The organism is Candidatus Cryosericum septentrionale, assembly GCF_003570995.1.
Lineage (GTDB): Bacteria > Caldisericota > Caldisericia > Cryosericales > Cryosericaceae > Cryosericum > Cryosericum septentrionale.
In genome coordinates, this window is record NZ_QXIY01000030.1 from 34914 (window position 1) to 46007 (window position 11094).

Consider the following 11094-nt stretch of genomic DNA (forward strand, 5'->3'; position numbering starts at 1 on the left):
CGTGTCGTGGGCGAGTACAGCTTTGCGCTCGACCTGCTGGACGACTACGACTATCAGCGTGTAGCGGCTCCTGGTGCCGGTTCCACGGTCATCCATGCCCTCAGCTACGACGAGGCGATCCGCATCGTGGAGCATCTGCGCGGACGCTTTGGCAGTTCGGAGCTGTTTGGACGCGAGAAAGACAACAGTCTTCAGAGCGCGCTGAGCGCGGTGATGCAGACCTGGGGCGGGGCCGACCTGTATCCAGGCGTCGAGGCAAAGGCTGCTAACCTGCTGTACTTTGTGGTCAAGAACCATGCGTTCTTTGATGGGAACAAGCGCATCAGCGCCGTGACGCAAGGATAGATTCCCGCATGCGCGGGAATGACAGAGAGTGGCGACGGGCAGCAGTCGCAGCGACCGTTGCACAGCAGCCTCCGTCTCGTAGACTGATTGCATGAGCTCACATGTCATCCTTATCACTGGTCCGCGTGCGGCCGGCAAGTCAACGTTCGCGGCTGAGGTCCACCAAGCACTTGCGGGCTCGGTCCTCCTGCATGTGGACGACCTGTTCCATGAGCTGCTGGCGCAGGACTGCAACAGATGGATGGGCAACGAGGCTGAATTGTACACCGTGATCCTGCTCCACCAGCTGGCCCTCGCGCACGACCTCGCCCTGGCGGGCAGCTGCGTCATCGTCGACGCGACCGTCCTGCCGGATCAGCTCGGCCCCCTTCAGGAGACGCCGGCTTCCGACGTGAGCGTCGTCGTCCTGTTGCTGTCCTTGGAGGAGTGCCTAGCGAATGAGCATCGGGCAACGCGGACAGTCCCGGTTCGAGAAGAGAAGGTGACCGCCACGTGGCAGGAGATGCAGGAATGGCGCACGGGGACAGAAGTCCCGGTTCGAATCGTCGACGGGGATGAAGTCGAGCGCAGAAAAGCGTTGTCCATGGTCGTGAAACAGCTGCAGCAGGCGCCCTAGTCCCAGTCCGATCGGCTCCGGCGCAACAACAGCGCGAAGACGGGCGCACCAACGATCCCGGTCAGGATGCCCAGCGGGATCTCCGCCATCGTCAGGCTACGCGCCACATCGTCGATGATCATCATGTAAATTGCCCCCAGGGCGATGGAAGCCGGGATGAGCCTGCGGGAATCCGGCCCGACGATGCCGCGTGCCAGATGCGGCACGACCAGCCCCACCCACCCGATGACACCGGAGAGCGCCACGCTGACAGCGGTGGTCATGGTCGTCAATCCGATGAGGACAACCCTCATCGCCGCTGGGTTTTCGCCCAGCGACCGCGCCTCGTCGTCGCCCATGGAAAGGATATTGAGCTTCCAGCGCAGCACCGTGATGACCACCAAACAGGGCACGATCACGACGACGGCCCTGAGGAGGTCTGCCCACTGTACAGACGCAAGCGAACCCATCAGCCAGAAGACGATCTGAGGCAACTTCGTCGACGGGTCAGCCACATATTGCGCGCCCGCCACCAGCGACGAGAACAGGCTGCCGACGACGAAGCCCGCGAGCACCAGGGTCACGTGCGACCGGTCACGTCCGGACCTGGCGATCAGCCATGTCAACGACACCGCCACAGCTCCTGTCGCAAAGGCTGAGGCTTGTGTGACTGCTGCGCTTGCGCCCAGCAGGATAGCGACTGCTGCCCCGAACCCTGCACCCGAGGAGACACCCAGAACATACGGCGAGACCAGCGGGTTGTGAAACAGCCCCTGGAAGACTGCTCCGCCAGAGGAAAGCGCGGCACCGACCAGCGCAGCCGCCAGCGCACGGGGAAGGCGCACCTGCCAGACCACCGTCTCGACGGTCGGATCCCATGTGCGGATGATTGGTACAAACCGGGAGACCAGCGCCCGCAGGACTGTTTGCGGGGCGATGGAATAGCGGCCCAGGCAAAGCGACGCAAGGAGCACCACCAGCACGCCCACCCACATGAGGAGCAGGGTCGGCAGAAACCGCCCACGCTTCATGAACCGATCCCCGCGACAATCACGTGCCGTGTGCCATCAGTCAGGACCTCGATGGGCATGCCATAGAGCTGTCCCAGGTTATCTGCCGTCAGGACCTCTTGTGGAGTCCCGAGGGCGACCAGCACCCCATCACTCACAAGCCCCACCCGGTCGGCGTACTGCATGGCATCGTTTGGGTCATGGACGGTCATGATGACCGTCAGCCCACGGCGGACGGCAAGATCGCGTATCCTGCTCAAGACCAGGTGCTGGTTCCGGAAGTCCAGGTGGGCCGTCGGCTCGTCCAGCAGCAGGACCTGTGTCTCCTGCGCCAGCGCGCGGGCAAGCAGGACCATTTGAAGCTGTCCACCGGAGAGCTGGGTGTAGGGACGGGCGCCGATCGCACGTATGCCGAGTTCGTCCATGGCCTCCTGTGCCACCGCCACGTCATGCGGACCGGGCTGAGAGGCAGCGCTCAGATGCGGATTGCGTCCCATCAGCACAATGTCCTGGACGGTATACGGGAACGCAGGGGTATGAGACTGTGGAACGGAAGCCACACGCCTGCTCACGTCGCGTGCAGACAGTGACTTCAGGTCGCGCCCGTCGATGCGGATCGTCCCAGTTCGGGGGCTCAGGACCCGCTCAACACATCGAAGGAGCGTCGTCTTGCCAGCCGCGTTCGGTCCCACGATGGCGAAGACCTCGTGGGGACCCACAGCCATGGTGAGATCGTGGAGGATCATGGCCTCGCCGTAGGCGAAGCCCAGGCTCTGGATGTCAACGACCGACGGACGGGCTTGTTCCATGCTCTACTGGGAAAGCGCTGCGAGGTCGGCCGCGGGGACCGTGAACTGGTAGAACTGCCGATAGAACTGCGTAATCTCGGCAGACATATCGAACCGGACCTGATCGGGATAGAGCTTGTGGGCCAGCCACATCGTGCCCAGAAACGACTCGGGGACCGGCATGTCCCACGAGACGACGTATTTCGGCATCACGTAGACCCTGTGGTCCCGCACGGCCGCCACATTCTGCAGCTTGGGGTTGGTAATGACGTCACTCACGGTGTCGGTGGTATAGGACGTGAGAATGATGACGTCTGGGTTCCAGACGAGCACCTGCTCGGGAGAAACGTCAATCTTGCCGCCGGTCAGCTGCTCGGAAACGCTCACTCCCCCCGCGTTCCTCACCATGAACGTCTGGAAGAAGTCGCCGGCAAAGGTCTTGAAGATGCCCGTCCCTGCGACGTAGACCCTGAGGCGTCTTGCAGGTTCCACGGCACCGACCTCGTCCGCGATTTCTTTCATCTTCGTGGTCAGCAGGTTGAGCGAGGCAGCTGCTTCTGCCATGTGACCAGTTAACACTCCCATCCGCTTGATAGCATCATAGAGTTGCCCCGGCTGCTCGGCCGAGAACGCATACGCCGGCAGTCCGACCGCCTTCATCTGATCCAGCGCTGGACCCTCTTCCGTCAGGACGATGTCCGGACGGGCCGCAAGCAGGGTCTCGATGTTCGCCGCATTCTGGTTGCCGGCTTCGGGGACCTGGTTCATCCTCGGATAGATCGCTCCCATGGCCTTCCCTTTGACCGCGGAACCAAAGCTTGCGACGACGAGCTGGTCCTGTGCTCCGACGGCAAAGACAAGCTGTGTGGCAGTCGCAGAAAGGGTCGCGATGCGTACGACGTGACGCGGCACAGTCACAATGTGCCCCATCATGTCAGTGACCTGCTCCATCTGTTTGGGCAGGGTGAGCGTAATCGTCCTGCTCTGGAGAGTCCAGGTTGCGAGCCCCCCGAGCGACTGTGCGGCAAACCGAACCGGGACCATGACATGACCGAGAACAATGGTCGGCACGACCCGGTGGTCTGTGTCGATCCATACCGTGCGCCCGTCGACGCGCGCATTGGCGTTCCCGACCGTCAGTTCCACCACGTGCGACTCCAGCGACAGCCAGACCGTTTTGGCAGCGGGCGTCCACGTCACGTCACCACCAGTCAGCTCCACGACGTTGCGAATCGGCACGAGGGCTCTGTCCCAGGCTGCTTCAACAACAGGAACCACCTTCGGGTCCACCGGGTCGATTGGGAAGCGGAAACCGTTCACGGTCATCGTGGGGCTCCCCACAGTCAGAACGACGGACGACACCGGTTGGTACGCCGCCCGTGCAGTGATGGATGGAAAGCCGACGACAAGCATGGCGGTGACAATCACGACAAGACAGATGGGACGATAAACTCTGGTGTGCATAGCGCAATCCTCCGAGGCAATTAGCAAATAAGGGCGACAACACGCCCTATCTTACCGGAGGCACAGCGCACGACGGCGCAGAACCTGAAGCCACACGCACGACGGCGTACAGCCATAGCGACAGCCCACGACGGAACTGAAGCCGGTTTACTCTTGACCACGAATAGTATAAGTCCTGGAGGCCTGGTGTCAAAAACCCGTGGTGCATGAACACAAACGGCCCTTGCCCACAGGCTCCCGCCTCCTTGGGGAACGGCGGCATTCCACGACATGCAGAGCGGCCGCAAGTTCGCGGCCGCTCTCTTCACTCCTGATGTGTTGGGCTGTGATCTTCAGAGACTCCTGAGGGCTACCCCATATAAACGTTCTTCCAGTCGACAATTCCCAGCGCCGACTCGTAGAAGTTCTTGATGTGCTTGCTCAGAAGCATCGGGTTCGTGTAGAAGTAGACTGGAGCAATGGGCATATCGGTCATGAGGATCTTCTCTGCGGCATGCAGTACCGTCATGCGCGCCTTCGGGTCGACAGTGGCCTTTTCCTTTGCAATGAGAGTATCATAAGCCTTGTTGCTGTACCCAGTCATGTTCCTTCCATTGCCTGTCACCCACAGCTCCAGGAACGTATTGGGGTCCATGTAGTCAGCAGTTGGGGCCCTACGCACGACATCGTAGTTGAGGCTCGCCTCGTCAGCCAAGTAGACACCCCACTCCTCGCTCCTGAGGGTACAGGTGATACCAAGGTTCTTCTTCCACATCTGCTGGATCGCCTCGGCGACGGATTTGTGCAGGTCGGAGGTGTTGTAGAGCAGTGAGAAGGCTGGGAACCCCTTGCCATTCGGATAACCAGCCTGGGCAAGCAGTGACTTTGCGGTAGCGATATCGTTGTCCTTGAAGTATGGACCACCCACAGTGCGGAAATCGCTGCCAGGAAGTGCGTCCGGAATACCGTTGGAAACCATACCCAGCGCGGGAACCTGCCCGCCCTTCGTGATGGACGTGGTGATCTGATGACGATTGATTGCGAGCGTCAAAGCCTTGCGCACTCGGACATCGTTGAACGGCTTCTTGGTGACGTTGAACATATACAAGTATGTCGCAAGCATTGGAAGGATCTTTACATCGCCTGAGGCTACCAGTTTGGGCAACTCCGAGCTGGGCACGTCCGCCGCGGAGTCCAACTGACCGCTCTCATACATCGAAAGCGCAGTCGAACTATCCTCGACCATGAGGAAGGTGATCTTGGTGAGCTTGACTGTGTCCTTGTCCCAGTAGGTCGGGTTCTTGATAAAGACCATCTTGTCGTTGTGTGACCATTGCGTGAGTTTGAACGGTCCATCGGTCACATATGTCTTGACATCGGAAGCCCACTTGTCATTCGTGCTGACAACAGCCTTGCAGACCGGATACAGCGTATTGAACGCCGTCAACGCGAGGAAGTAGGCGGTGGGCGACTGGAGATAGACCTTGAGCGTCTTGGCATTCAGTGCTTTGACGCCGACGTTCTTGCTGGGGTCGATCTCTTTCGCCATGTTTGCAACGGGGACGTCCTTGCCCCCTACTTTCTTCGTAAGAGGATTGCCTTTAGCATCGACAGCCTGGACATAGTACTTGGTGCCGACCTTGATGGACTTGTTGAATGCCTGACCACCATACACGTAGTAGAGCTGGGTGGCGTATTCGGCAGCCAACTCTGGGTTGAGCACGCGCTTCCAGGCATACTCGAAGTCATACGCCGTGACAGGCGTTCCGTTCGTCCAATACGCGCCGCGAAGCGTGAAGATGTAAGTCTTCCCGTCCTTGGAGATCGTCCAGCTCTTTGCGATTGCTGGCTGCGGCACATTCTTGTTGTCGAGACGCGTCAACCCATCGAAGACCTGCATCTCGATAGTGGCTTCCGGAACGCCAATGGTAATGCCCGGATCGATTCCAGGTGGCTCAGCCCCCAGGTTGTACGTCACCTCCTGAGCGACAGCCTTAGCTGACGGTACCGCAGACAGTCCACCAAAGATTGAGACCACAAAAAGCAGTACCAAGACAAGCGATAGTACCTTTTTCATACACGAACCTCCCCTTTTCAAAAAAAGCGTGCCGCATCTTACGGCTACCGAAATAATAACAATACGCCAAGAAAACGCAATACGACCTGGTCTGGGTGGCGACCCAAGGGTGTCCTCTGTTTCTGCAGCGGCTACGGTCTCCTGCAAACATGCAGAGCGGCCGCGAGTTCGCGGCCGCTCTCTTCATTCCTGATGTGCTGGGCTGTGGTCTTCAGTGACTCCTGAAGGCTACCCCATGTAGGCGAGCTTCCAGTCGACAAATCCCAGCGTCGACTGGTAGAAGTTCTTGATGCTCTTGCTCAGGAGCACTGGGTTCGTGTAGTAGTAGATTGGAAGAATGGGCATATCTGTCATGAGGATCTTCTCTGCGGCATGCAGTGTCGCCATGCGCGCCTTCGGGTCGACAGTCGCTTTGGCCTTTGCGATGAAAGCATCGTAAGACTTGTTGCTCCAGCCAGTACCGTTGTTTCCGCCGCCCGTGACCCACATGTCCAGGAACGTGTTGGGGTCCATGTAGTCACCAATCCAGCCCGCACGCGCAACAGTGTAGTTGAGGTTTGTCCGGTCATCCAAGTAGACGCCCCACTCCTCGTTCTTGAGGGTGCAGGTAATACCAAGGTTCTTCTTCCACATCTGCTGGATCGCCTCGGCAATGGATTTGTGTGCCTCGGAGGTGTTGTAGAGCAGTGTGAAGGCTGGGAACCCCTTGCCATCGGGATAACCGGCCTGAGCAAGCAGTGCCTTTGCAGTTACGATATCGTTGTCCTTGTAGAAGCTCTCCTGGGAAGCCTTGCGGAAATCGCTGCCAGGAAGCGCGTCTGTAATACCGTAGGGAACATACGCCAGCGCGGGGACCTGTCCGCCCTGAGTGATGGACTCAGTGATGCTCTTGCGGTCGATCGCCAGGAGCAAGGCCTTACGGACGCGGACATCGTTGAACGGCTTCTTGGTGACATTGAACTGATAGTAATATGTCCCAAGGTACGGAAGGATTTGTGCATCACCTGAGGTGACCAGCTTGGGCAACTCTGAAAGGGGTACGGTGGCCGATGCATCCAACTGACCACTCTGATACATCGAAAGCGCAGTCGACGCATCCTCGACCATTAGGTAGGTGATCTTCGTGAGCTTGACCTTGTCCTTGTCCCAGTACGTCGGGTTATTGACGAAGACCATTTTGTCGTTGTGTGACCACTCCGTGAGTGTGAACGGTCCATCGGTGACGTAGTTCGTCGGATCGGAGGCCCACTTGTCATTTGTGCTGACAACGGCCTTGCAGACCGGCAACAGGGTAGGGAACGCCGTCAAGTTGAGAAAGTAGGCAGTGGGTGATTCAAGATTAACCTGGAGCGTTTTGTCATCCAGTGCTTTAACGCCGACGTCCTTGCTGGGGTCGATCTCTTTCGCCATGTCCGGCACGGCAACGTCCTTGCCCCCTACTTTCTTCGTAAGAGGATTGCCTTTGGCGTCGACAGCTTGGACATAGTACTTGCTGCCGACCTTGATGGACGTGTTAAAAGCTTCACCACCAGAAATATAGTACAGCTGATATGCATATTGTGATGCCAGTTCCGGGCTGAGTGCGCGCTTCCACGCATACTCAAAATCGTATGCAGTGACGGGTGTTCCGTTCGTCCACAACGCATCGCGAAGCGTAAACACATACGTCTTTAGGTCTGTAGAGATTGTCCAGCTCTTCGCAATCGCTGGCTGCGGCGTATTCTTGCTGTCGATACGCGTCAACCCGTCAAAGACCTGTAGTTCGATGTTGGCTTCTGTAATGCCAGTCGTAATGGCCGGATCGATCCCAGCAGGCTCGGTCCCCAGGTTATACGTTACCTCCTGCAAGCTGCCTTTGCTGGCGGTGCAAGAAACGGTCCCCAAAAGAACGACAACAAGGAATGCCGATATCAAGACAAGCCACAGTGTTTTCCTCATACAGTAGCCTCCCCTTCCCAACAGGATTCGTGGCATCTTGCGGCCACCACAAGAGTAACCTAACTATTATAAGGATAACAGTACATCAGGAAAAAACAACACGATTCTGTATTGCGTATGGTCTTGCAAAAACACACAGGCATCCATACAATTGCTCTTACGTCAGGTTTTGCTCGGGAGACAAAAAACATCGGAGGAATCACATGAGGAGAAAAGCTGTTGTATTCCTGGTTCTATGCATGCTGGCCGCTACGCTCGCCGGTTGTGGAACCAAGAGCACGGGTGGTGTCAGTACATCTGACATGGCAGCCGATCAGACGGTACGGTACAATCTTGGTGTCGAGCCGGGCAGTCTTGATCCTGCGCTTGCAGTTGGTAATCCAGAGTTGGGAACGCTGATCCAGCTTTTTGACGGTCTAACGCGCAACGATAAGAACAATGTGCCCCAACCAGCTATCGCAACCAGCTGGGACGTCTCGGATGACAAGCTGACCTATACGTTCCATCTTCGGGACGCCAAATGGAGCAACGGCGATCCTGTTACGGCACAAGACTTTGAGTATGCCTGGAAGCGAGCGCTGGCTCCTGAGACGGCGGGTGATTTTGCATATCAGTTGTATTACGTCAAGAACGGCGAAGCATTTAACAAGTGCTTGGTACAGGACGGAAAGTACTATGCCGTCAAGGTAGACGCGAAGGGCAATCCTGTGACCACGACGGTCAACGGAACTGCAGTCCCAGTAGCGGATACGACCAAGCCGTTTGACGTCAACTCGGTCGGAGTAAAAGCGCTGGACGACAAGACGCTGGAGGTGAACCTGGAGGGGCCTACTCCATATTTCATCGACCTCACAACCTACCCCACCCTGTTCCCAGTTGACAAGAAGGTCGTTGAGGCGAACCCGAAGTGGGCTGCCGATCCATCGACCTATGTTTGCGATGGTCCCTTCAAGCTTACTGAATGGGCTCACAACGATCACTTGACGATGGTCAAGAACGACACATATTGGGATGCCGCCGCGGTGCGTCTTACCACCGTTATGTACGATATGGTCGAAGACTCGTCGACAACCCTGACAATGTATCAATCTGGACAGATCGATGCCGCAGCTGACGTCCCCACCTCCGAACTGAAAAGCCTTGTCGCTTCAGGCGACGCGCAGATTCTGCCATATCTTGGCACCTATTATGTCAATTTTAACAGCAGCAAGAAACCGTTCAATGACCAGCGTGTCCGTCAGGCCCTGACACTGGCGATCAATCGTCAGCAGATCGTGGATAACATTACCAAAGGTGGCGAGCTGCCTGCGATGGCGTTCATCCCCTATGGCTTTCCTGATGCGACCTCGAACAGTGATTTCCGCAAAGTAGGCGGTGAAACGTACTTCAAGGACAACGATATCGCAACTGCGCAGAAGTTGCTGGCAGACGCAGGATATCCAGGAGGAAAGGGATTCCCTGCATTTACCTATCTGATGAACACCTCCACCACACACAAAGCGATTGGTGAAGCGATTCAACAAATGTGGAAGAAGAACCTGGGGATCACTTGCACGATTCGCAGTGAGGAGTGGGGTGTGTTCCTGCAGGACAGGGACAATCTCAACTATGACGTTTCCCGTGCGGGATGGACTGCTGACTACATGGATCCCAATACATTCCTTGATCTGTATATTACAGGTGGTGGCAACAATGATCTCGGGTGGAGCAGCAAGGTTTATGATCAGGCTATTGCAGCCGAGAAATCGACTGCTGATCAGACGGCTCGCCTGAAAGCCATGCACCTCGCCGAGGATACATTAATGAAGGACTTCGCCATTTGCCCAGTCTACTTCTACACGAACCCTATTCTGCTGAGCAAAAGGGTCAAGGACTTCTATCAGGGCAGCATCGGGTTTGTCGACTGGAAGTACGCGTACATGGCACCAAGCAACTAGGATAGCTTTACAGAAAGACTGTATGCAACAATGCCGGGCACATCGCGTGCCCGGCATTGTCATCGACTGAGAGAACGTGATGGGCTACAGGTCGCGGTCGTACTTCCCTGCGACCGTGCAGCTCATCAGGAAACGGTAAAGCTCGGTCGGCTCATCCGAGGTGTACGAAAGTTCACGGCCACCGGAACGTCGGGAGCCGGGGATCCAGGCGGCGACGTCGCAGGCGCTGGTCGTCAGGAAGCGCACAGTCCAGGTCGATGTCGAAGTTGCCAGAACCTCATGCTGGACGGTCCCCTGAAGCTGCTCGTCAGCGAGGTTCGTGCGGCCCCGGGTCATCAATTGACGCGTCGCATTGGCGGCACCGTCGCGGATCAGCGTCTTCGACGCCTCGGGCATCAGCGTCCGCTGGGAATACCGGCCGGTGGCCCACTTGGTCGTGACAAAGACGGCGTGGGGGAAAAACTGCTGTGAGAATCCGCAGTACTGCTCATCACCGCTGCCGAAGATGAATGGGATGCCCAGGCGGGCCAACAGGACCATGTTGAGCTCTGTCTCACCCACGACGTGCCCGTTGGCCAGAACCTCGTAGATGGCGGACGAGGAGTAGGTATGGTCCATGGACCCATTGCGCGTTCCGATGGGAGCATGATAGCCGACAAACAGGGCTGCGTCGCAGGTTGCATCTGCTCCTTCGACCATATACAGCGGGCGCGGGTAGCCCCGCACGACCTGCACGTCCTGTGGGAGCCTGTCGAGCAGCAGGTTCTGCCCACGGCTGTGACTGTCGGCGATCACGATTGCAGCTTTGTTGTCGACACTCCGGATGCCTTCGATGGCGGCGCAGGTCTCGCCCGTCATGAGCTCTCGCTGCTCCTGGCTGGTTTCCGACCATGACGCAAGACCAGCTACACCCTCCATGTCCAGACTAATGAAGTACTTCATTTCAGATACCTCCCAGCGG

9 protein-coding genes are annotated in these 11094 nt (G+C 57.5%); 3 read left to right on the plus strand and 6 right to left on the minus strand.

The annotated features are described in order from the left end of the window. Positions 1-6: 6 nt before the first annotated feature. Together SMC1_RS06580 and SMC1_RS06585 are read left to right on the plus strand one after the other, a co-directional pair. A complete protein-coding gene (locus tag SMC1_RS06580; protein WP_165849285.1) occupies positions 7-345 on the plus strand; it encodes a type II toxin-antitoxin system death-on-curing family toxin in 339 nt (112 codons plus the stop codon). Between the two features lie 91 nt (positions 346-436). Continuing rightward, the gene (locus SMC1_RS06585) at positions 437-961 is read left to right on the plus strand and encodes an AAA family ATPase (RefSeq protein WP_119085983.1); all 525 of its coding nucleotides are present in this window, start codon (positions 437-439) and stop codon (positions 959-961) included. On the opposite strand, the gene SMC1_RS06590 is transcribed toward SMC1_RS06585, so the two are convergent. From SMC1_RS06590 to SMC1_RS06610, 5 genes are all read right to left on the minus strand, one after another. Beyond that, on the minus strand, positions 958-1971 hold the full coding sequence (locus SMC1_RS06590) for a FecCD family ABC transporter permease (protein WP_119085984.1): 1014 nt from the start codon (positions 1969-1971) through the stop codon (positions 958-960). The two genes, SMC1_RS06585 and SMC1_RS06590, sit on opposite strands and share 4 nt — an antisense overlap. Continuing rightward, positions 1968-2759 (minus strand): ABC transporter ATP-binding protein, encoded by a 792-nt coding sequence (locus tag SMC1_RS06595; RefSeq protein WP_119085985.1) that lies wholly within the window; start codon positions 2757-2759, stop codon positions 1968-1970. The genes SMC1_RS06590 and SMC1_RS06595 overlap by 4 nt, the downstream gene beginning before the upstream one ends. Before the next feature lie 3 nt (positions 2760-2762). Continuing rightward, positions 2763-4202 (minus strand): ABC transporter substrate-binding protein, encoded by a 1440-nt coding sequence (locus tag SMC1_RS06600; protein ID WP_119085986.1) that lies wholly within the window; start codon positions 4200-4202, stop codon positions 2763-2765. 349 nt (positions 4203-4551) lie between these two features. Further along, positions 4552-6258 (minus strand): peptide ABC transporter substrate-binding protein, encoded by a 1707-nt coding sequence (locus SMC1_RS06605; protein WP_119085987.1) that lies wholly within the window; start codon positions 6256-6258, stop codon positions 4552-4554. Positions 6259-6486: 228 nt separating this feature from the next. Then, positions 6487-8196 carry a peptide ABC transporter substrate-binding protein gene (locus SMC1_RS06610; RefSeq protein ID WP_165849286.1) on the minus strand — a complete coding sequence of 570 codons (1710 nt, stop codon included), beginning with the start codon at positions 8194-8196 and terminating at the stop codon, positions 6487-6489. A 203-nt stretch (positions 8197-8399) separates the two neighbouring features. On the opposite strand from SMC1_RS06610, the gene SMC1_RS06615 reads away from it, so the two are divergent. Next, on the plus strand, positions 8400-10133 hold the full coding sequence (locus tag SMC1_RS06615) for a peptide ABC transporter substrate-binding protein (RefSeq protein WP_165849287.1): 1734 nt from the start codon (positions 8400-8402) through the stop codon (positions 10131-10133). 84 nt (positions 10134-10217) lie between these two features. Here SMC1_RS06615 and SMC1_RS06620 read toward each other — a convergent pair whose 3' ends face one another. Further along, a complete protein-coding gene (locus tag SMC1_RS06620; RefSeq protein WP_119085989.1) occupies positions 10218-11075 on the minus strand; it encodes a M55 family metallopeptidase in 858 nt (285 codons plus the stop codon). Positions 11076-11094 lie beyond the last annotated feature (19 nt).